Origin of the sequence: Paraburkholderia lacunae (assembly GCF_003353175.1) — a bacterium.
In the GTDB taxonomy this organism is placed as follows: Bacteria; Pseudomonadota; Gammaproteobacteria; order Burkholderiales; family Burkholderiaceae; genus Paraburkholderia; species Paraburkholderia lacunae.
Genome location: NZ_QHKS01000009.1, coordinates 41,947 through 62,385, shown reverse-complemented (window position 1 = coordinate 62,385; position 20,439 = coordinate 41,947). Strand labels below are relative to the sequence as shown.

At 59.6% G+C, this 20,439-nt stretch carries 26 protein-coding genes and 1 pseudogene; 11 read left to right on the top strand and 16 right to left on the bottom strand.

Annotated elements, in window-relative coordinates; all coding sequences use genetic code 11:
* Positions 1–212: 212 nt before the first annotated feature.
* Both glmU and glmS read left to right on the top strand, forming a co-directional pair.
* Positions 213–1,574, top strand: a complete 1,362-nt coding sequence (glmU, locus tag DLM46_RS15360; RefSeq protein ID WP_115101602.1) for a bifunctional UDP-N-acetylglucosamine diphosphorylase/glucosamine-1-phosphate N-acetyltransferase GlmU — start codon at positions 213–215, stop codon at positions 1,572–1,574.
* A 58-nt stretch (positions 1,575–1,632) separates the two neighbouring features.
* The gene (gene glmS, locus DLM46_RS15355; protein ID WP_115101601.1) at positions 1,633–3,450 is read left to right on the top strand and encodes a glutamine--fructose-6-phosphate transaminase (isomerizing); all 1,818 of its coding nucleotides are present in this window, start codon (positions 1,633–1,635) and stop codon (positions 3,448–3,450) included.
* Positions 3,451–3,811: 361 nt separating this feature from the next.
* Here glmS and DLM46_RS15350 read toward each other — a convergent pair whose 3' ends face one another.
* Entirely contained in the window at positions 3,812–4,744 is a 933-nt protein-coding gene (locus DLM46_RS15350) for a DMT family transporter (protein WP_115101600.1), read from the bottom strand.
* Between the two features lie 99 nt (positions 4,745–4,843).
* Here DLM46_RS15350 and DLM46_RS15345 point away from each other — a divergent pair, with 99 nt between their 5' ends.
* Positions 4,844–5,749 (top strand): LysR substrate-binding domain-containing protein, encoded by a 906-nt coding sequence (locus DLM46_RS15345; RefSeq protein ID WP_115101599.1) that lies wholly within the window; start codon positions 4,844–4,846, stop codon positions 5,747–5,749.
* A 55-nt stretch (positions 5,750–5,804) separates the two neighbouring features.
* On the opposite strand, the pseudogene DLM46_RS41265 reads toward DLM46_RS15345, so the two are convergent.
* Positions 5,805–6,044: pseudogene (locus tag DLM46_RS41265) on the bottom strand (aldehyde dehydrogenase family protein); the annotation flags it as partial.
* Positions 6,045–6,246: 202 nt separating this feature from the next.
* On the opposite strand from DLM46_RS41265, the gene DLM46_RS15335 reads away from it, so the two are divergent.
* Positions 6,247–6,651, top strand: coding sequence for a hypothetical protein (locus DLM46_RS15335; protein ID WP_115101598.1), 405 nt, complete (start codon positions 6,247–6,249; stop codon positions 6,649–6,651).
* 41 nt (positions 6,652–6,692) lie between these two features.
* Complete coding sequence (locus tag DLM46_RS15330; RefSeq protein WP_115101803.1) at positions 6,693–7,508, top strand: enoyl-CoA hydratase/isomerase family protein; 816 nt, start codon at positions 6,693–6,695, stop codon at positions 7,506–7,508.
* 165 nt (positions 7,509–7,673) lie between these two features.
* Here the strand turns inward: DLM46_RS15330 and DLM46_RS15325 are convergent, their stop codons facing one another.
* The gene (locus tag DLM46_RS15325) at positions 7,674–8,675 is read right to left on the bottom strand and encodes a LysR substrate-binding domain-containing protein (protein WP_165847983.1); all 1,002 of its coding nucleotides are present in this window, start codon (positions 8,673–8,675) and stop codon (positions 7,674–7,676) included.
* A 90-nt stretch (positions 8,676–8,765) separates the two neighbouring features.
* Here DLM46_RS15325 and DLM46_RS39430 point away from each other — a divergent pair, with 90 nt between their 5' ends.
* The gene (locus DLM46_RS39430) at positions 8,766–8,939 is read left to right on the top strand and encodes a hypothetical protein (RefSeq protein ID WP_165847982.1); all 174 of its coding nucleotides are present in this window, start codon (positions 8,766–8,768) and stop codon (positions 8,937–8,939) included.
* A 97-nt stretch (positions 8,940–9,036) separates the two neighbouring features.
* Here the strand turns inward: DLM46_RS39430 and aroQ are convergent, their stop codons facing one another.
* From aroQ to DLM46_RS15295, 6 genes are all read right to left on the bottom strand, one after another.
* Positions 9,037–9,480 carry a type II 3-dehydroquinate dehydratase gene (gene aroQ, locus DLM46_RS15320; protein WP_115101596.1) on the bottom strand — a complete coding sequence of 148 codons (444 nt, stop codon included), beginning with the start codon at positions 9,478–9,480 and terminating at the stop codon, positions 9,037–9,039.
* 19 nt (positions 9,481–9,499) lie between these two features.
* Complete coding sequence (aroE, locus tag DLM46_RS15315; RefSeq protein WP_115101802.1) at positions 9,500–10,333, bottom strand: shikimate dehydrogenase; 834 nt, start codon at positions 10,331–10,333, stop codon at positions 9,500–9,502.
* Entirely contained in the window at positions 10,333–11,553 is a 1,221-nt protein-coding gene (locus tag DLM46_RS15310; protein WP_115101595.1) for a CaiB/BaiF CoA transferase family protein, read from the bottom strand. Before DLM46_RS15310 ends, aroE begins: the two co-directional genes overlap by 1 nt.
* The gene (locus tag DLM46_RS15305; RefSeq protein ID WP_115101594.1) at positions 11,553–12,011 is read right to left on the bottom strand and encodes a MaoC family dehydratase; all 459 of its coding nucleotides are present in this window, start codon (positions 12,009–12,011) and stop codon (positions 11,553–11,555) included. The genes DLM46_RS15310 and DLM46_RS15305 overlap by 1 nt, the downstream gene beginning before the upstream one ends.
* 1 nt (position 12,012) lies before the next feature.
* Positions 12,013–12,405: a VOC family protein gene (locus DLM46_RS15300; protein WP_115101593.1), complete on the bottom strand. Its 393-nt coding sequence runs from the start codon at positions 12,403–12,405 to the stop codon at positions 12,013–12,015.
* Between the two features lie 206 nt (positions 12,406–12,611).
* Positions 12,612–13,604, bottom strand: a complete 993-nt coding sequence (locus DLM46_RS15295) for a ketopantoate reductase family protein (RefSeq protein WP_115101801.1) — start codon at positions 13,602–13,604, stop codon at positions 12,612–12,614.
* Between the two features lie 95 nt (positions 13,605–13,699).
* Here DLM46_RS15295 and DLM46_RS15290 point away from each other — a divergent pair, with 95 nt between their 5' ends.
* On the top strand, positions 13,700–14,605 hold the full coding sequence (locus DLM46_RS15290) for a LysR family transcriptional regulator (protein WP_115101592.1): 906 nt from the start codon (positions 13,700–13,702) through the stop codon (positions 14,603–14,605).
* 1 nt (position 14,606) lies between these two features.
* Here DLM46_RS15290 and DLM46_RS15285 read toward each other — a convergent pair whose 3' ends face one another.
* The gene (locus DLM46_RS15285) at positions 14,607–14,852 is read right to left on the bottom strand and encodes a hypothetical protein (protein ID WP_115101591.1); all 246 of its coding nucleotides are present in this window, start codon (positions 14,850–14,852) and stop codon (positions 14,607–14,609) included.
* 210 nt (positions 14,853–15,062) lie between these two features.
* Positions 15,063–15,302, bottom strand: a complete 240-nt coding sequence (locus tag DLM46_RS15280; RefSeq protein WP_115101590.1) for a DUF2442 domain-containing protein — start codon at positions 15,300–15,302, stop codon at positions 15,063–15,065.
* A gap of 297 nt (positions 15,303–15,599) precedes the next feature.
* On the opposite strand from DLM46_RS15280, the gene DLM46_RS15275 reads away from it, so the two are divergent.
* Both DLM46_RS15275 and DLM46_RS15265 read left to right on the top strand, forming a co-directional pair.
* Positions 15,600–15,917, top strand: coding sequence for a hypothetical protein (locus DLM46_RS15275; RefSeq protein WP_115101589.1), 318 nt, complete (start codon positions 15,600–15,602; stop codon positions 15,915–15,917).
* 343 nt (positions 15,918–16,260) lie between these two features.
* Complete coding sequence (locus DLM46_RS15265; RefSeq protein WP_115101587.1) at positions 16,261–16,479, top strand: hypothetical protein; 219 nt, start codon at positions 16,261–16,263, stop codon at positions 16,477–16,479.
* Between the two features lie 28 nt (positions 16,480–16,507).
* Here DLM46_RS15265 and DLM46_RS15260 read toward each other — a convergent pair whose 3' ends face one another.
* Complete coding sequence (locus DLM46_RS15260; protein WP_115101800.1) at positions 16,508–16,846, bottom strand: hypothetical protein; 339 nt, start codon at positions 16,844–16,846, stop codon at positions 16,508–16,510.
* Between the two features lie 283 nt (positions 16,847–17,129).
* Between DLM46_RS15260 and DLM46_RS15255 the strand changes: the two genes are divergently transcribed.
* Positions 17,130–17,438, top strand: coding sequence for an acylphosphatase (locus DLM46_RS15255; RefSeq protein WP_115101799.1), 309 nt, complete (start codon positions 17,130–17,132; stop codon positions 17,436–17,438).
* Positions 17,439–17,633: 195 nt separating this feature from the next.
* Here DLM46_RS15255 and phoU read toward each other — a convergent pair whose 3' ends face one another.
* Together phoU and DLM46_RS15245 are read right to left on the bottom strand one after the other, a co-directional pair.
* A complete protein-coding gene (gene phoU / locus DLM46_RS15250; protein ID WP_115101586.1) occupies positions 17,634–18,359 on the bottom strand; it encodes a phosphate signaling complex protein PhoU in 726 nt (241 codons plus the stop codon).
* A 275-nt stretch (positions 18,360–18,634) separates the two neighbouring features.
* Positions 18,635–19,081: a hypothetical protein gene (locus DLM46_RS15245; RefSeq protein ID WP_115101798.1), complete on the bottom strand. Its 447-nt coding sequence runs from the start codon at positions 19,079–19,081 to the stop codon at positions 18,635–18,637.
* 399 nt (positions 19,082–19,480) lie between these two features.
* Here DLM46_RS15245 and DLM46_RS15240 point away from each other — a divergent pair, with 399 nt between their 5' ends.
* Complete coding sequence (locus tag DLM46_RS15240; RefSeq protein ID WP_115101585.1) at positions 19,481–19,678, top strand: DUF3562 domain-containing protein; 198 nt, start codon at positions 19,481–19,483, stop codon at positions 19,676–19,678.
* Between the two features lie 99 nt (positions 19,679–19,777).
* Here the strand turns inward: DLM46_RS15240 and DLM46_RS40320 are convergent, their stop codons facing one another.
* Together DLM46_RS40320 and DLM46_RS41120 are read right to left on the bottom strand one after the other, a co-directional pair.
* Complete coding sequence (locus DLM46_RS40320) at positions 19,778–20,005, bottom strand: GDCCVxC domain-containing (seleno)protein (RefSeq protein ID WP_115101584.1); 228 nt, start codon at positions 20,003–20,005, stop codon at positions 19,778–19,780.
* Complete coding sequence (locus DLM46_RS41120; protein ID WP_341868590.1) at positions 20,002–20,430, bottom strand: phosphatase PAP2 family protein; 429 nt, start codon at positions 20,428–20,430, stop codon at positions 20,002–20,004. The genes DLM46_RS40320 and DLM46_RS41120 overlap by 4 nt, the downstream gene beginning before the upstream one ends.
* Positions 20,431–20,439: the final 9 nt, after the last annotated feature.

Genomic DNA, 20,439 nt, shown 5'->3' with positions numbered 1-20,439 from the left:
TTGATTGGCCGGTTGTTCGGGTAGTTGTTCGGGTAGTTGTTCGAGCGGCTGCTTGGGGCGGTTGTTCGAGCGGCTGTCCGAGTCGCTGTGAAGCGCCCGGAACCCGCATGTTTCCGGCTATTTCAGCCTGTAACAGGGTATCGCGTGCGGCCTTGCCGTCAGACGCTGCATGATAGAATTGCGGGCTCCAAACTCGTCTCTTCGCCGACGCCATGAACATCGTGATTTTGGCGGCAGGCACCGGTAAGCGCATGCGCTCCGCGCTTCCCAAGGTGCTCCATCCTCTGGCCGGCCGGCCACTCCTCGCTCACGTCATCGACACTGCCCGCACGCTCAAGCCCACGCGTCTCGTCGTGGTGATCGGCCATGGCGCCGAAGCCGTGCGCGCAGCCGTGGCGGCGCCGGATGTCCAGTTCGCCGTGCAGGAGCAGCAGCTCGGCACCGGCCACGCGGTGCAGCAGGCGCTGCCGCTGCTCGATCCTGCCGTGCCCACGCTCGTGCTGTACGGCGATGTGCCGCTGACCCGCGCCAGCACGCTGCAGGCGTTGACCGACCGTGCGGGGCAGGGCGGCTACGGCGTCCTGACGGTGACGCTCGCCGACCCGAGCGGCTACGGCCGCATCGTACGCGACGCGCAGGGCAAGGTATCGCGCATCGTCGAACAGAAAGACGCCACGCCTGAACAACTGCGCATCGCCGAAATCAACACCGGCATCATCGTCACGCCGACCGAGCGCCTCGGCGGCTGGCTCGCGTCGCTGAAAAACGACAATGCGCAAGGCGAGTTCTACCTGACCGATGCCGTCGAGCTGGCAATCGAAGCTGGGCTCGAAGTCGTGACCACGCAGCCGGACGAAGAGTGGGAAACGCTTGGCGTGAACAGCAAGCAGCAGCTTGCCGAACTCGAGCGGATTCATCAGCACAACGTCGCCGATGCGTTGCTGGTCGCGGGCGTCACGCTGGCCGATCCGGCGCGGCTCGACGTGCGCGGCACGCTCGAATGCGGGCGCGACGTCTCGATCGACGTGAACTGCGTGTTCGAAGGCCGCGTCACGCTGGCCGACAACGTGACGATCGGACCGAACTGCGTGATCCGCAACGCGTCCATCGGCGTGGGGACGCGTGTCGATGCGTTCACGCATATCGAGGGCGCCGAAGTCGGCGCGAACGTTGTGCTCGGGCCGTATGCGCGGCTGCGTCCCGGCGCGTCGTTGCACGACGAAGCGCACGTCGGCAATTTCGTGGAAGTGAAAAACGCGGTGCTCGGCCGCGGCTCGAAGGCGAACCACCTGACCTACATCGGCGATGCGGACATCGGCGCGCGCGTGAATATTGGCGCGGGCACCATTACCTGCAACTACGACGGCGCGAACAAATCCCGCACGATCATCGAAGACGACGTGTTCGTCGGCTCGGACACCCAACTCGTCGCGCCGGTACGCGTGAAGCGCGGCGTGACGATCGCGGCGGGCACGACGGTCTGGAAGGACGTCGAAGAAGACATGCTGGTCCTGAACGACAAGACTCAAACGAGCAAGACGGGCTATGTCCGTCCGACCAAGAAGAAAAGCTGATGGGTACGACGCGCGTGAGGCGCGTCCCTGAAACCCGGCCTTGAAAAGGAATTAAGCCATGTGCGGCATTGTCGGCGCGGTTGCGCAACGTAATATCGTTCCCGTCCTGATCGAAGGACTGCGGCGTCTGGAGTATCGCGGCTACGACTCGTGCGGCGTCGTCGTGCTCGGCAATGACGGGCCGCGCCGCGCACGCAGCGTCGCGCGTGTAGCGGATCTCGACGAACAGGTGCACGAGGGCCGTCTTGAAGGCATCACGGGGATCGCGCATACGCGCTGGGCAACGCACGGCGCGCCGGTGACGGACAACGCCCACCCGATCTTTTCGAAAGATGCGCTCGCGTTGGTACACAACGGCATCATCGAGAACTACGAGTCCTTGCGCGAAATGCTGCGGGGCAAGGGTTACGCGTTCGTCTCGCAGACCGATACGGAGGTTATCGCACACCTGATTCACAGTCTGTATCGCGGTGATCTGTTCGCCGCAGTGCGCGAGGCCGTCGGGCAGTTGCACGGCGCTTACGCGATCGCGGTGCTGCACAAGGATCAGCCGCATACGGTGGTCGGCGCGCGGCAAGGTTCGCCGTTGGTAGTGGGCCTCGGGAGCGGCGAGAACTTCCTGGCTTCGGATGCGCTGGCGCTGGCCGGCAGCACCGAGCGTTTCATTTTCCTCGAAGAAGGCGACGTTTGTGAGTTGTCGCTCGACGGCGTTCGCATCGCCGAGCGCGACGGCAACGAAGTGCGCCGCGAAGTGCGTCAGGTTGCGGCGTATGGCGGCGCGGTCGAACTCGGCCCGTATCGTCACTTCATGCAAAAGGAAATCTTCGAGCAGCCACGCGCGATCACCGACACGATTCCGCCAGCCGATTCGTTCGACGCTTCGCTATTCGGCGCAGGCGCGGACAAGGTGTTCGCGGATATCGACAGCCTGCTGATTCTGGCGTGCGGCACGAGCTACTACTCGGGGCTGACCGCGAAGTACTGGCTCGAATCGATCGCGAAGATTCCGACCCAGGTTGAGATTGCGAGCGAGTATCGCTATCGGGAGTCGGTGCCGAATCCGAAGTCGCTGGTGGTGGTGATTTCGCAGTCGGGCGAGACGGCGGATACGCTGGCCGCGCTGAAGCATGCGCAATCGCTGGGGCACAAACATACGCTGGCGGTGTGCAATGTGGGCACCAGCGCGATGGTGCGCCTGACCGAGTTGTCGTTCTTGACACACGCGGGGCGCGAGATCGGCGTGGCGTCGACCAAGGCGTTCACGACGCAACTGGTCGCGCTGTTCGTGCTGGCGGTGACGCTCGCGAAGTTGCGTGGGCATGTGAATGCCGCGCAGGAGGCGGACTATTTCAAGCAGCTGCGCCACTTGCCGGCTGCGCTGAATAGCGTGCTGGCGCTGGAGCCGCAGATCATCGCGTGGTCGGAAGAGTTTTCGCGCAAGGAGCACGCATTGTTCCTCGGGCGCGGGTTGCATTATCCGATCGCGCTTGAAGGCGCGCTGAAGCTCAAGGAAATTTCCTATATTCACGCGGAAGCGTATCCGGCCGGTGAGCTGAAGCATGGTCCGTTGGCGCTCGTGACTGAAGCCATGCCGGTTGTGACGGTGGCGCCGAACGACGCGCTGCTGGAAAAGCTGAAGTCGAATATTCAGGAGGTGCGCGCGCGCGGCGGCCAGCTGTATGTGTTCGCGGATGCCGATACGAAGATCGTCAATGATGAAGGGCTGCATGTGATCCGGATGCCGGAGCACTACGGCCTGCTGTCGCCGATTCTGCACGTTGTGCCGTTGCAGTTGCTGGCTTATCACACGGCTTGTGCAAGGGGCACGGATGTGGATAAGCCGAGGAATCTGGCGAAGTCAGTGACGGTGGAGTGAGGGGGCGGCACCGGTATTGTCCATGTGCTAAGTTGCATTAGTTTCGGTTAAGAGGCCTCGATTTAGTTTTGGTTACGGGGGCTCTTACCTGCCGCTGAGCTTTACCTGACAAGGCGTAACCAGACAGTGAAACGGGCATATATCGCGCGCCACGCCGATACCTTTGGCCGCTCCGCCCCAAGAAGCAGACGCATACGCGGAAATTCCAGATGGCACTTGGTGACCGGTATTGCGCTCTCAGTAATTCCGCGCCGGCGAACGCCGGCTCTCGCCAGAACTTCGCCTGATTGGGGCGTGCGGAAGCCGGCGGTTTCATTGAACAGTCCCCAAACGAATCAAACGGCCACTGACATCGTTCCGATCAACGCGACCGCATCCAACCCATCGCTGATCGAGTCTGCGGCACGCCAGTCGGCTTCTCGCGCGCCCGGCTCTGGAGCAGGTAGACTCCCGCGAGAATGGCCGCCATCGCGATCAGATCGAGCGGGCGCATCGGTTCGTGGCCGATCGACAATCCCAACAGCAAGGCAATGACAGGCGGGATATACGTCACGCTGGAAGCCGCGACCGCACCGAGCCGCCCGACAATGTAGTAATACAGGATGTAGGCAATCCCCGTTCCTGTCAGCCCGAGACCCAAGACGAGCCCAAGCGCTGCTCGCGTGTCACCTGTTACACGGGCCATGCCGTGGAAGTCTGTGATGCAACTCAGTACGACAAGCGCGAAGCCGATCTGCCATGTCGAAAGCGCCAGTGGCGAGAGGTCGAGGCCGGAGAGAAAGCGCCGCGCGTACACGAACGAGCATCCGACGCTGAGTGAACCGGCGACCATATAAAAGACTCCGAGCAAATCCAAGCCGCTTGCATGGGCATTCCATGGCCGTGCAATCATCAACACGCCCACAAAGCCGCTCAAGATGCCAAAAATCATCCGCGCAGTTGGGCGCTCCAGGCCCAATAGCGCCCATGCGGCGAGGAAAGAAAACAGCGGGATCGCTCCGCTTAGCATGCCCGCCACGCTGGATAGCAGCAGCGCCGCCCCCTTCGCGAACGCGTAGTAGTAGACCACGGTGGCAAGCAGCGACATTACGAGAAAATGAGGTGCGTGGCGCAGATGGCGCCATTTCAGCTCGCCCCTGATCAGCGCGATTGCCAGGATAGGCAGGAAGCCAAACAACGTCCGGAGAAAGACGATCTGGGACGCCGATATGTCGACACTTGCCCATTTCATGAACATGAAGTTGGTGCCCCAGATGAGGCCGAGCGCTGCAAAGGCGAGGTAGGCGGGGTTCATGGCGACGAACTCGAAGAATGTTTCCAGTCTTCATTGTCGTTACGCCGCCGATGCGGTACAAATGATTAAATTTTTCCAATGCAATAGGAAAACTACGCCATGAGACCCATCCCGCCCATGAAGGCCTTGGTGGCTATGGAGGCTGCAATGCGGCTCGGCAGTTTTACTCTAGCTGCCGAAGAGCTGAGCGTGACGCCCGGCGCGGTCGGCCAGCAAATCCAGAAGCTCGAAGAATGGCTCGGCGTCGCCCTGTTTGTGCGGCAGATAAGGCAGGTGACGCCGACTGCCGAAGGCCGCGCGTATTTCGCGCGAATCCAGCCGGCGCTCGCGGAGATCATCCATGCAAGCCGCCGCTTGCGGGAACGTCGGAACAAAGGCCTGCGGCTTTCGATGCCGCCGAGCTTTGCCGCAAAGTGGTTTGCTCCGCGCATGGCGGACTTGCTGCAGGCGCACCCGGGAATCGCGCTGAGCCTTTCGACGTCCACCACGCTCGTCGATTTCGAACTCGATGCCGTCGATCTCGCGATCCGATATTTCAACGGCGCCGATCCGCAGCTTTCAGTTCAACTGCTTTGCCCCGATGAGGGGCGCGTCTACTGCAGCCCGGCTTACGCGAAGAAGTGGAAATTGAAGCGACCCGAAGACCTTCGATTGGCGACGCTGCTCCACAACACGTTGCATCCGCACTGGTCGGCCTGGTTGACGCGCTTCAGCAATCTTGGCGAAGCGCAGATCGAAGCGATCGCCGGCATTCAATTCGATCAGTCCTTGATGGCAATCGAAGCAGCCGTGCGCGCACAAGGGGTGGTCCTGACAAGTCCCATCCTCGTGGAGTCCGAGCTTGCTGAAGGGTCGCTTGTCGAACCGTTCGGCAAAGCGCTGCCGCTGCCGAATGGATACTATCTCGTACACCCCGATGCGGACGAACTTCAACCAGGTGTGAAATCGCTGAAAGCGTGGATGGTCGAGAAGATGGCTGCCGGAATCCCACCTGAATTTTGCTAGTCAGCGTCTCCGGCATGCCGACTTCAGCGAGAATTGCCGCAGTCAACTTGTCTATCCTCGACGAGAAAGCATCTCTGCAGCGCTTCAGAAGCCTAACTCTCTCCCCAATGGAAGTTGCCGACCAACTCTGAAAAGCGCGCTTCGCCGCTTGCACAGCCAAATTCACGTCCCTTGAGTCTGAATCAGGCACCCTCCCTATCGCCTGTTCCGTGTATGGGTTTATGACGTAAATCCGTCGATGGGAAGCCGGGGATACCCAATGGCCGTCGATATAAATGTGATCGCGAAAGTCCATTTCGTCTCCATTCGCTCGCTTTAATGAGGAGCAAATGTACGAGTGGCCAAGTTTTGTGGGATGAAAGTTTCTCATGCCTCTATGAGACTTCCAACCTTCGATGAGCCCCTCTAATAGGGGCATGAAAAAACATCATTCCAGGAAAAGGTGCTTCGGCTAGAGTTTTTCGAGGGAATAGACCCTTAACAGAAGGAGATAACGTATGCCGAGCGCAACCGTAGTGCTTTGTGGGAAGAAGCCGGAAGCGGCCAGGATCAACACGTTGCACCGGGAAATGGCCTTGATCATTGAACGGGATCTCGGCGCCCTGAAAGCACTTGTTTCGACCCGTGTGCTTTGGGACGACGCTGGCACTTGGTCAGTTGCTGGCATTGCGATTGACGAATCAACCGCCGGCACAGGCGCCTTCGTGGAAATTCTGATCGCGGCGGATGCTGTTGACGAACAGCAGATGGCTACAGCGATGAAGTCTATTCAAGCAACACTCACCGATCTCCTTGGCAAAAACGCACTGCCCCCTTACGTGGTTTTCACACGAGTACCTACAGAGTGCTGGGGTTTCAAGGGCAAGTCCATCAAGCAAATCAAATCGGAAATGCGCTCCTAAGAGGGCTCCCATTTAGAGGTCATGCAATGATTGGAGGGAACATGGAAAAGCTACTCTGCGAAACAAAAAACCGGATCACAAAAATCACGATCAACCGGCCTGATGCCAGGAATGCGATCGATCAGGACGTGCACAGCCTGCTCATCGCAGCTTTCTCACAGTTCAGGGACGACCCGGAAGCCGATGTGGCGATCCTGACAGGACAAGGAGAAGCATTTTGCGCGGGCATGGATCTCAAGAAATTTGTGCCGACAGTCATTGGCGCATCTCCTCAAGACATTCAGGACATCGCCAAGATGGGTCTGGGTGGAATCACACGGGGTCTGCACCGAATCGATAAGCCCATTATCGCTGCGGTCAACGGTTGGGCGATGGCGGCAGGATTCGAGCTCGCTCTGGCATCCGATATTCGTATTGCGTCTGAGGAGGCGGTATTTTGCTCTTCAGAAGCCAGGCGCGGATTCCACCACTGCGACGGCGGTATCCCACGGCTCGTGAACACTTGCGGTGTTGGTCCTGCTTTGGAACTCCTGCTGACTGCAGACCCAATCACCGCCGAACGAGCCTACCAGCTCAACCTTGTCTCTTCGGTGGTGGCGCACAACAGCCTCATGGATGCAGCCGAAGACATGGCTGCTCGTTTGCTCCGAAATGACCAAGCTGCCATTCGGTCTGCGAAATTGACCATCCTGAACATGATTGGGCGCGGCCTGGACGACCAGCTGCATCAGGAGGCAGTTGCGGGATATAGCCGCATGGCATCTGGCAAGGACGTCGCAGCACGATTGAATCAGTTCTATAACAAGACGGATCCTCAGCGCATCGGCGATTTCAAGAGAAAAGAGTCGGCAGTATGATCAAAAGAAATAGAAGAAGCAAAGCAGAGCTCTACGAAGCTCGACAGCTTAGATGGGGGGCGTGACGACATGGCCTCCCATTCTAGAGATGAGGTGGCACACAATAACGCTTGAATAGAAGACCACTGACGCACCACCCACTACTCGATTCGCTCGCGTGCTGCTTCAGGCGTTGTCGATCAACCAATCAATCAGGCGTCGGACCTGCAGACTGTGCTCAGCATTTCTTGCCATGACCACGTAATAGGCCTTCTCAGTTTCCTGAACAACGTCGAAGAGCTTGAGCAACACGCCACTTTCGAGCTGGGACTTCACCAAGGCGCTCAGGACTAGTCCTACTCCTTGTGAACATTCTGCCGCCTCGATCAGCAACGATACCTCGCTAAAAAGAGTCCCTTGGGTTGGCTCCTCCCAAGGTAGACCCGCTGCTTCAAACCACGGCTTCCATGGTGTAATTGTTTGCCTCAGCAGAGTCGCTCCCTCCAGGTTCGAAGGCGCTTTCAGCCAAGGGTGGGCAACGAGATATGAAGGGCTGCACACCGGAAATATACGGACAGGTAAAAGCTTGATGGCATCCAGCCCATCCCATTGACCATTACCGAACCGGATAGCCACATCTGCTTCACCGGCTCGCAAATTCAGGAAACGTGACGTGACGGAAATCTCGAGCTCGACCTCCGGGTGGATTCGCTGGAATGATGAAAGGCGCAGGATAAGCCAGTTGGATGCCAGAGCTGGAGGCAAACTGAGCCGAATGACGGATCGCTGGCTTGTCTGGAGGGACATGATGCCCTCTCGAAAGCAGTCCAACCCCCTGACGACATGCTCCAACAATTGCTCGCCGTGTGGTGTCAGTGAAGTGTTCGCTCCAACCCGAATGAAAAGTCGGGTTCCTAGCTGTGCCTCCAACTGCGAGATGCGGTGACTGACGGCGCTTTGCGTCACAGACAACTCTTCGGCCGCCTTAGAAAAACTGCTCAAGCGCGCGACGGCTTCAAATGCCATCAGGCCGCTTATCGCTGGTATCCGAATTTTGAGTTGTTGTTCTGGTTTCGATCCCAAGGTCGCTCCATTTCCAACACTGAAAGGGAACGGACCTCTCCCTTCCTTCTGCACGTCGCCTACGCGGAAGGCTCGAATGCCGAGCCGGATGGCCAAAATATACACGAGCACTGCGGAAGAAGTGACGAAGCGTCTGTCCATATCGTAGCGAAATCGCCGAGATCGAGATGTGGGTACCCGCAATCGCGACAGTTGATGCACCCCATCTCCATCGTTGAGATCACTCCATCGGCTGACGTGAACAACATCACATCGATCACCGCGGGCCGGCTCACCGTCAACATGATCGGTGCTGCGGTCCGCGCCGATTACTTCGACGCTCCGCGCGTCGGCTATCCGTGTTGGGGTGGCAGGTCGAATCGTGGCTGACTAAAAAGACGTCAAACAAAAGAGCATTGGTGAAAGCCGCACTAACGCCAATTCGTGCTGATGCCGGCTTTGGCTCGGCGCCAGATTGCCGATTGCTTTACTTATGTTTGTTCTGAGCAACTGCGGCTCGCAAGGCCAGCAGATAGCTCTCAACCCCGAAGCCGCAGATTTGCCCATCGACGATCTCGGCGAATACCGAGTGATGCCGGAACGGCTCCCGGGCGTGAATGTTGGACATGTGCAGTTCGACAACCGGGCAGGTGAGAATAGCCAGCGCATCGCGTATGCCGTAGCTGTAGTGTGTCCACGCCCCGGCGTTGATCAGCACGGCGCCGCAGCGCTCCTCGAAGGCCTGGTGAATACGCTCGCACATTGCCCCTTCACTATTCGTCTGGAACGATTCCACCTGCACGCCAAGCTCGAAGCCGAGAGCCTGCAGCCGGGCATCGATTTCGGCCAGTGTGATCGTTCCGTACTGCACCGGGTCGCGCTTGCCAAACATATTGTGGTTGATACCGTGAAGCATCAGGACCGTTTTCATTTGTCACTCCGTTGCATTTTCAAGCGAGCGGCACCGTGAGCCGGTCGATCACGGCACGAGTCTGAGGCCGCACGCCGCGCCACCACGCGAACGCTTCTGCCGCTTGCTCCACCAGCATGCCGACACCGTCCGCGACACCCAGCACACCTGCATTGCGCGCGAGTCTCAGGAAGGGCGTCAGCCGCTTGCCGTAGGCGAGTTCGTAAGCCGCGCCTGTGGGACTGAAAACGCTTGGTGGAACCGGCGGCAGATCGCCGGTGAGACTGGCCGACGTCGCGTTGACCACCAGGTCGAACTGTCCCATCGCTTCCAGATCGCCGTACCCGCAGACGGCCAGCGACCCGCTCGTGGCGACCTGATCGACCAGCGCCCGAACCTTCGCGATATCTCTGTTGACAACGACCAGCTCCGCGGGTCGCGCGGCAAGGAAGGGCAGCAATGCGCCACGCACTGCTCCACCCGCGCCGAGGACCAGCACGCGCTTGCCGGCCATCGGCAGGTTCAGGTTGACTTCGATGTCGCGTAACAGGCCGACGCCATCGAAGTTCTCGGCGATGATCCGGCCGTCCTTAAAGCCCAACGCGTTAGCGGCGCCTGCCAGTGTCGCGCGCTCGCTGCGCTCGTCGGCCATCGCGAACGCCTTCAGCTTGAACGGCGCGGTCACGTTCATGCCTTTGCCGCCCGCTGCGATGAATGCGCGCACGGTATCGGCGAACGCGTCCTGCGGCTCCAGCGGACCCTCGATCGCCGTATAGGACATGTCCTGCTGCGACTCTTCTGCAAAGAGCCCGTGGATCAGCGGAGATTTCGTGTGTCCGATCGGGTTGCCGATCACTGCGTACTGGTCGTTCATCATGGCCTCACCGTTGAATACAACACACCATCGGTTTGCATCGCGTCGATTTCGGCTGCGCCGAAGCCCAGCGATTGCGCCACTTCCGCGTTGTGCTGACCGAGATCGGGCGCGACCTCGCGGACCGTCGTATCGCAATCCGAGAAGCGAAAGGGCAGGTTCGGCAGACGCAACTTGCCGTAGCGCGGATGCTCCTGCTCGACCACCATGCCGCGCGCGACGATCTGCGGATCGGCCAGCACCTCGTCGATGCGCTGCACCTTCGCGCAAGGCACGTCGATGCTATCCAGCAGCTCGAGCACCTGCAGGACCGGTCGGCTTGACACCCAGGGCTTCACGACGGACAGAATGTCCAACCGGTTCGTATTGCGTCCCGCGAGGGTGTGAAAGCGGGTGTCGGTTCCGAAACCAGCCGGCCCGCCATGAGCCTCTACCAGTGCGGCGAAGCGCTTCCACGCATCGTCCACCTGCGCTGCGATTACGAGGTCGCCGTCGGCGGCACGGAACACGCCGTAGAGCGTCGACGTGGGCATATCGTGACCGGTTTGCTCCGGCACGATGCCTTGCATCGTGTAGCACTGCACCGCGTATTCATGCATCGACACCAATGTGTCGTACAGCGCCATGTCGATATGCTGGCCTCGGCCGCTCTTCACGCGACCGAGCAGCGCGGCATTGATCGCCGCCACTGCGTGAATGCCGGTGTACATATCGCCGAGCGAGATGCGCATCAGCGGCGGCGGCTCGCCGGGAGTGCCGATCATCTGCATAATGCCGCTCTTCGCTTCGGCAATCAGGCCGAAGCCGGCGCGGTGCGCATCGGGGCCCGTATGGCCATATGCCGAGATCGAGCAGTAGACCAGTTTCGGATTGCGCGCGGACAGTTCGTCATAACCGAGCCCGAGTTTGTTCAACGCACCCGGTCGGTAGTTCTCGACAAACACATCCGCCGAGTCGCACAGGCGCTGCATGAACTCCTTGCCACGCGCATCGCGCATGTTGACGCTGACGCCGCGCTTGCCCATATTGAGTTGCAGAAAATAGCCGCTCTGCTCGTCGTCGAGCACCGTGGCGTGCTGACGCCCGGCATCGCCGCTGCCGGGCCGCTCGACCTTGATGACTTCGGCTCCGAGCGCCGCGAGACAGCGCCCAGCATACGGACCGGCCAGAAAATGGCTGTAGTCGACGACGCGAATACCTTCGAGAGGACGTGCTTGCATCAGAACGCTCCCGGTCGGCGCGGCACCATCAGTCGATGCTCGCCATGCTGGACGACCTTGCCGTCCTGATTGACCAGCTCGGACGGCAGTACAACGATCCCCCAGTCGGAGCGGCTCTTGCTTGCTCGCATCGCGCCGACGCGAAATCTGACATGCAGTACGTCGTTGACCTTGATCGGCAGGTTGAAGTCCCACGTCCAGCCGAGCGACATGCCAGGCAGGAAACGATAGTCGCTTTGCGTCTTGAGCCCATCGGCGATCGACAAGCCAAACAGACCGTGTGCGACGATCGAACCGAAGTGGCTCGCGTTCGCGTATTCCTCGTCCACGTGAACCGGCGTGTGATCGCCGGTGAGGTCTGCGTAGGCCAGGATGCGTTCTTTGGTGACGGTGTAAGTCGGGCTCACGCACTCGTCGCCTTCGCTGGCGTCATCCCAGTATTTTTCAATGACCGTCATGTCACACCTCCGAACGTGGATTGATCGCCAGCGCCTGTGCGACGCAGGTGGCAGGCCTGGCCTGAATCAGTTCGACGGCGAGGCCGTCCGGCAGGCGTAGCCAGTTGCGTCCTTGCGGCATTTCGCTGACGCCATACTTTTGTGCAGCGGCCAGCGCGGCCTCCATGTCTTCGCACATCACGCCCAGGTGGGCGAGGCGGCCTTCAGGCGCGTCATGCTGCGGGTTATGGATGAATTGCAAACCACCGAGCGTCCAGTACTGCCGTGGTTCCTCGACGGTGCCGTCGACCTCGCGCTTCGTCATGCCGAGCACGTCTTCGAAAAAGCGGATGTGCCAGTGGATGTCCTTCACCCAGATGGCGACATGCTCCAGATAGGCCTTACTGCCGTTCATGCGGTTGTCTCCTTTGTCGACCAGAGTTAGCGCTTTAGCGCTTACTCTGGTCCCATGCAAAGCGGTCGACCAGAGTTAGCGCTTTAGCGCTTACTCTGGTCCCATGCAAAGCGGTCGACCAGAGTTAGCGCTTTAGCGCTTACTCTGGTCCCATGCAAAGCGGTCGACCAGAGTTAGCGCTTTAGCTGTCGGCCGGAGTTAGTGCTTTAGCACTTACTCCGGGCCCATGCAGAGCACTTACTCTGGTCCCATGCAAGATGTTGCTCGTGTTGTCGGTCGGTCATAGCGCGCTCGATGCCCTTGATGCACGCCACCAGCGTCGCGTTGACGGGCGTCGGCACGCCGTGCCGTTGTCCCCAGCGCACGACCGCGCCGTTGATAAAGTCGATTTCGGTGATCGAGCCTTTTTCGAGGCTTTGCAGCATCGAAGTCTTGAAGGTGGCGGATAGTCCCTCGCCGGCGAGGGTCCACGGCCTTTCGGGATCGGTGGTGGAGAGCGTTACGCCTGCCGCGTGGGCGACCGCGATCGCTTCGGCGACCGCTGCGAGCGCCGCCGTCTTCAGAAGCGGCTCGTCGTAAAGCTGCCCGTAGGTCAGGCCGGTGGTGCCCGTCAGTGCGCCTGTTGCGACATTGACCAGCAGCTTGTCCCACATCGTGCCGACGATGTTGTGGCTGACCGTGGTGGCCAGCCCGGCGGCATTGAAGATTTCGGCGATTGCCGTCACGCGGGAGGTGATCCGGCCGTCGAGTTCGCCGATGCAAGTCGCCTTGCCGGCGACGCCGGACTCAATGTGCCCCGGATTGCGCATCACGCCGCCGACGTAGGTCTTGCCGGCCAGTACGCGCTCGCGACCCACGATGTCCGCAAGCACATCTTCGTGCCCGAGGCCGTTCTGCAACGACAGGACCAGCGTGTCGGGTCCGATCAGTTCGAGTGCGCTGCGCATCGCAGCATCGGTATGAAATGACTTGACCAGCACAACCACCAGATCGACGACGCCGGCCTCGGCGGCGCGCGTCGTGGCCTGAACCTTCACGCGACGTGAGCCACTCGTATCGTCCACCCTCAGGCCATCACGCCGCATGGCCTCCACGTGTGCCGCCGAACGGTTCAACAACCAGACGTCGTTGCCGCCTTCGGTCAGCGCTGCGCCAATGGCGCAGCCCAGAGCACCCGCACCCAGAATCGCAATCTTCACGGTCGTCTCCCTAATCTGGAGATCAAGATACGATTCGGTGCTCATGTCGGCAATGCAATGGATACAATGACGTCATTGCATCAGGCAATATCGCTATGAACCCTGCAGAACTCCCCGATCTGAAGCTATTGCAGCTTTTCGATCTTCTCTACGATGTCCGCAGCGTCACGCGCGTGGCGGAGCAGCTCGGACAGAGTCAGCCCACGATCAGCATCTGGCTGGGGCGTTTGCGGGAGCATCTGCAGGACCCGCTGTTCATACGAACACCGGGCGGCATGGCGCCGACGCCGCAAGCCGATGCGCTGATCGGGCCGTGCCGGGAGATTCTCGAATCGCTACGACGCTTCGCTGCCTGGGAGATCGAGTTCGATCCAGCCACCGCGAAACGGCGGTTCCGCATCTGCATGACCGACGCCAGCCACATCACGTTGCTTCCGCGAATGCTGGCGCACGTTCGCGCGCAGGCACCGGGCATCCGTCTGGAGGCGGCGAGGATCGACGGCAATACCGAACGGGCGCTTGAATCCGGTGAGGCGGACCTTGCGATCGGTCACATACCTTGGCTCGGCGGCGGGATTTACCAGCAGCAGTTGTACACGCAGGACTGGGTGTGTCTGATGAATAAGCATCATCCACGCGTGCGCGGAAAGCTCGGGTTAAAGCAGTACCGCGCGGAAGGGCATGTGGTCATCGCGGCGGGGACCGGGGCGCAACTGCTGGAGCAAGCGCTCGTGCGCGAGCAGGTTGAGCGGGACGTAGTGCTCGAGCTGCCGGGTTTTCTCGGGCTGGGGGCAATCATCCGGACGACCGACCTGATCGCCACGCTGCCGCGGCATATCGGCGAGACGCTGGCGAAGGTGAACGACCTGTCGGTGCATCCGTGTCCGATACCCGTGGAGGAATTTGCGGTACGGCAGCACTGGCACGCCCGCTATCATCACGAAGCAGGAAATCGCTGGCTGCGCGATCTGGTAGCTCAGCTATTCAGCAGTTTGCGGTGAGCTAAGTCTTCCACAACGCGAACTCCCCTTGCGCGTGTTCCTGTTTGAGAAAGTCGACGCAGACGCGCACCTTGGCCGACTGCGCCGAGCGGCGATCAACCAGCTCCAGCCCGATTTCCAGTTCCGGATAGCGTTTTTTCATCAGCGACACGATTGGCGCGATGTGGCTGCGCCCGAGGCGCTGGCTCGCACTGATACGCAACGACCCCTTGGGATTTACCCGCAGATTCGACAGATCGTCGCGCATCGCGTCGACGTCCTGGAGGATCGAGCGCGCCCAGCGATAGACCGTTTCGCCGATACGGCGGCACGCGCGGCAACGCCGATGTCAGTTTCGATGTCCACTAGCAAAACGGTGAGCCGTTCGAGAGGCAGTGGTGCCGTAGTCCGACGGTCCCCTTCCTGCAAAAGGCTGCGGTACGGTTAAGCAAATCTGACCAGATGATATGCGGTTAGCTCAGTGAAGCTTCGGGTCATCGAGAGGTAGCAGCAATGCCGTCACGTCGACATCTTCGCCGAGTTCGGGCCAGTACAACTGCTGCCGGTCAATCGAAATGGCGAAATGCTCACGTTCGATCGACGACGCAGACTCAAGGACCGGAAACAACTTCAGCGGAAAATAAGCGGCCCGGCCGTCTGCCAGGTCCAGCACCAAAAACTTTGCATCGAAATGCACGTTCACTGCAGCGCCTTTCATGACCAACTCCTGAAGAGGAACAGCACTCCGAGCATAGAGTGCCGCAGCCCCGCACTCAAGCAGGAAAACCTGGCGCGAGCACGGTGATGCCGGACGCCATCTGAAACGTGAAACGCCGTCTCGACTCACGTGAACATCCACTCACGTAAACATCGTCGGGATGCGCGGGCCGTGGAGTATTGCTTCCCGGGGCCGGTGGCAGGACAGTCGTTGAATTGCGCAAATACCTGTATAGATGTACAGTATTCTGCATGGCATTTCGCAACGCCGAACAGGCAGTCATTCGGGAGAGGCTTCATGGATCTGTGCGTTCGCCAGTCGGTCCGCCACCCGATGCAGGAGATTGCTGCGTTTGTCGCTGACATGAAAGCGGCATTTGGCACGCAGGAAATCGACGAGGCCATCCGTCGGGGCAACGCGGGAGAGCCAACGTTTTACGCCTCCGAAAACGGCCACGCTGTTGGTACCGCTAGTCCGGTGGAAGCGGATGTCTGGCGTGTTGACGGCGCTGTGCGCGATCGCCACTACTGTGATGGTTGTGACGGATCGTGCGTGGGAGGGGATGTATCCTGCAGCGACAGATTGAAGCGCTTCACCAAGGAGAAACGATCGTGAAACTGGTTGGATGCGGGTTGCTCTTACTGGCGTGTACTTCGTCCGCGTTTGCAGGTGAGCGCTACATAGAAATCTGGAATCCGCCCGAAGCTCGGGGTGGATTGCTTCAGGGAGCAGGCGCGCCCAAATCGCCTGCGCATAAGCGGCGTGTGCCCCATTTGGTAAAAGCACGAGCGCATCGCATGCCTACCACCACCACGAAGCTCGCCGTGAAGCAGGGAGCCGCCGGTGCAGGCACGCGACGTGTCACTCCAGACATGTCGTATATTCCGCGGCAGATAACGCCAGAGGGAAACATTCTGCGCGTCGATGCTCACGACTCGCATGTTGAGGTCGCGCGCTGATGGAATCGGGAAGCTACAAGGGATACCGCATCTTCGGTCACGCCATACTTCAGCAAGAGGATGTTCTTTTGCCTGAACGATACGCAGCCAGCGGAACCATCACCCGCGAAACAAAGATGGTTGAAGCCTCCGGAGTACTCGGCGTTTTTGATACGGAAGAAGAGGCCCAGCTCGCGGGACTAGACTGGGCGCGTGCCTGGGTCGATAACCACGGCTAGCACTTGGCTGACGTCAGTCCGCGGCAGCCTACGCCGGTCCGAAAACTACCGCTCCGACACCATCAACGTGCGTAAAGCTTCGAACAAACCGGTACGTCTGGTCGCCGATCGCTAGCCGGTTTACACCTGCCTGCGTCAGTTCGAGTATCTCGTTAGCCACGCCCGCTGCAATGGTTCCGTGACCGGTCAACTCGTTCTCCTCGTCCGCCGGATCGCCGACGTAGACCGAACATACGTCCGCGTCGTGGCGCATCATGACGATGCACTTCCCCTTGTCCAGCGAGAGTTCGAGATATTGAACCAGCGCCAGCAGCGATTGCGGCGTCTCTTCCTGCGGGCTGTCAACAAAACCAGAAGCGGTAGCCATTCTGCCGTCCTCGTCAAAAATACGGGTCCTGAAAGCAAACTCGCCATAAAGCGACCGTAGTTCCACTATAGGCGGCCAACCGTCGCACCGCACGCCAAAAGGAATTTGCAGAGATTGCCGGCCTGCCGTCATTAAGATAGCTTTGGCAGATAGACGGCTGGTGGGGCGCCGCTCACCAGTGGGTAGCGTTGACGCGATAGCTTCCCAACTCCGCAATAGGCGCGTTCATGCGGCGCCCTTCGGCGCGCAGGACATCGTGACAACCAACGCTGGAACTACGCGGATGGAAGACGACCAGAAAGATGGGGTGCTCGAGATGCGGCTGGTGAGGGTGCACGGCCTCGTGCAGGGCATTGGCTATCGGGAGGCCTGTGTACACCGCGCCCATGCACTGGGCGTCACCGGCTGGGTTCGCAACCGCATGGACGGCTCGGTGGAGGTGATGGTTCAGGGCTCGCCGGAGCAGCTTGCAGAAATATGTGCCTGGTTAGGTGAGGGCATGCCCGCCGCGCTTGTCGACAGGCTCGAGGTTACCGAGGTCCTGCCACCGTTTGCCCGCTTCGAACACTTTGAGCGATTACCGACGTTGTAGGGACTCACGGTTTGCCGCATCGCAATCCCACTGTGCATAAGCCTGGCGTGCCAACTTTGAACGACGCCCTCTCGTCGACCCGGCGGCTCGATTTCCATTGCCCGAGATGCTTATTCGAATGCAACTGCTAGCGTTGAGCGGATGACCGCAGCGCATCGGCACCTGCGTTCCGAGAACTGCCCGCTCGCTTCGCCGTCAACTGCGCGAACCGTCGCGCTCCTGCTGCTTTCTATGTTCGTGGCGAATATCGGTGCCGCGAGCCACATAGACGACGGACTCGGCGATGTTGGTCGCATGGTCGCCGATACGTTCGATGGCCTTCGCAATGAACAGATAGTCCAGCCCCGTGGAAATTGTTCGCGCGTCGTCCATCATGTATGTCACGAGTTTGCGCACGAACGTCCGGAACTGGCTATCGATGGCTTCGTCGTCGCGGATAATCTGTTCTGCGGCAGTCATGTCCATCCGGGCAAACGCATCCAGAGCCCGGCGAAGAACGTTTGAAGCCATTTCGCCCGAAACCTTGATTTCAGTGATGTTGATGTTCTGAGCGTTTGCTTCCATGGCAATCCGACGGGTTCGCTTCACTATCTTGTGTGCCTCGTCGCCCGCACGCTCGAGGTTCGCGACGCATTTCGAGGCGGCCATCAGGAGGCGCAGGTCACGAGCGGCTGGTTGCCTCCGGGCGATGATGTTGCTAATTTCCTCGTCAATTTCGATTTCCATCGCATTGAGCCGGCGTTCACCGTCGAAGACGCGTTCGACAAGATCCACGTCGAATGTGAGGTACAGGTCAAATGTGTTCAGCGCCTCCATCGCGCGCGCAATCTGTGCCTCGACCAGCCCGCCCATTTCAAACAGCCTCGTTGAAAGCAGGTTGAGGTCGACATCAAACCTGCTGGAAAGATGCTTATCCGACATCTTCGCTCCTCGGCCGAAGTCGCCTGTTATGCAGTACTCACGCAGTACTCAGTTACACGCTGCAATTGGCGACTGCAAACATTAAGTCATCAACCGCAGCGTGCCTGTACAAACCTTTGAAAACCTTGAAGAGGCCAACTCGAGCAGATGCACGAGGAACGCAAGTTCCGAACCCCGGCGTCGGAATGAGTGGCGGAGCAAGTCGGGCGAGGCAGACATAAGCAGCAAAGAATTGCTGGCGCGCTTGTCGTGTGCCGCGAGAAACCACCCCGCTACTATTTTGCTGGTCGACCGGTCTTGACGGTTTCGACTGCGGCAATGGCTGCCAGCAGACGCTTGGGTGCAGCCGATTCGAGCAGGAGCAGGCCAGCCCGTAGCAGCTCGCTCTTTTTCACCGATACGCCTGCATCAAGACACTTCTGTTTCAGCGCCGCGATTTTTTCGTAATCAGACGTCGGCATGGTAAAGCTGTCGCGCACAACCTTTTCCTTCTTCGCGCGCTTCGGCTTCATTTCGGTAGCGGCACTGGCTGGTGCCGCCTCGACCGCTGCGGCGCGCTTCTGTTTTGGGGCCTTTGTCGAGACAGGTTTTGCCTCTGCGACTTCGCTGGCCGGCGCGCTTACCTCATGTGCCCGCTTGTCACCGGTCTTCGCGTGACCGTTGGCGTTCTTGGGGAAGTGAAAGGCCTTCTTCGTCGGCTTCCTGATGCTTGCTTCGCTCATGTTCATCTCCTGATTGAGAAATGATATAAACAGTATATACGGTTTATGAGCGTTTCCCAGACTGCATCGGCGATGCCACGCTGCGGGTATGGCCCGCAAGTTGTCCACGTAATCTGTTTGCAAGGCTGTGGACAATTCGCGAGCAAGCGGGGCAAGCCTCTGAAACGATTGGATTTGTGCAGTGCGCGCTCAACGTGTGCATCTGCAGGGTCGCCGGTAGCGGTCGCGCAGAGGTGAAGTAAGCACGCAACTGGTCAGGTAAGCGACAGAATCTGTGTAGACAAAATGGCGACAACTGACCTGCCTCAACGATAGGTCGATTCAATTTGCCTGCGCGTCGGCAACGTCGTCTAATCGCTTTTCCGCACGCCCCTTCTCTTCGAAAGTCAGGAGCACACTATGGTCCAGCCCAACTTTGAAGACGTCGTCAAGGCAATCGCCACGGACACCAATACGCCTACTGAGACGGTGTCGAAAATGTATGCGGAAACGTGGGCCGAATACAGCGACGGTGCTCGAATCATGGACTACCTTACCGTGCTGGTCACCAAACGCGTTCGTGAAAATCTGCGCGGTGTTTCGCAAGACCGGCACTAGGCGAAGCGCCACAAGGTTCATCAAATCGCCTCACGATATCCAGCGCCGATGCAGCGTGCCTGGGACAACGACACTCGCTCAATACCGCGTGGGACGCTGTCACCTGACCTGGCTCGCACAGCACGAGCCAGACTGCTGCATTGGCGGACACCTGTTGGTTCCATACGAGCAGTACACGCAGCAGTCACCGGGTTTCGGCCTGAGTACTGTCTTGCAATGCTCGCATTCGTAAAACCACACACAGGCGTCGGTGGGCATCGTCTCGCTTTTCCTATGTCCGCACACCGGGCACGTGATGGTGGAATTCAATACGACTGTAGTCGTCATTGCGCGTGCTCCTCACGGGATGGATAGTCATGGTCGGCCGTGGTATTCGCCAGCGCCGACGGGAAGCCTGACTCTAGAATCGCTTTGACAAGCCCACACTGAACCCATGCGGAAGTAGCTGAACGAATATCGGTGTATCCCGCGTGGTACTCCAATAGCCGACTGCCGTGCCCAGTGCCCAGTATCCAGCTGGCGAGCACATCGGTCTGCCAGTGCGCCGGGCTTTTCATCCGCGCGATGGCGTCATAGGCAGGAAGAATTTCCAGCGCCCAGACCCACGGTTCCCGGCGGCCATAATTGACAATGAACGGCGTGACGAAGCTCGCCTGAAGGGTGACTTCCCTGCTGGGGAAACTTTGCCAGCAGCCACCCCAAAGAAACCAGGGCGTCGCACGATACCGCCAGGAACGGTAGCGCCATCCGATCGATGGGTC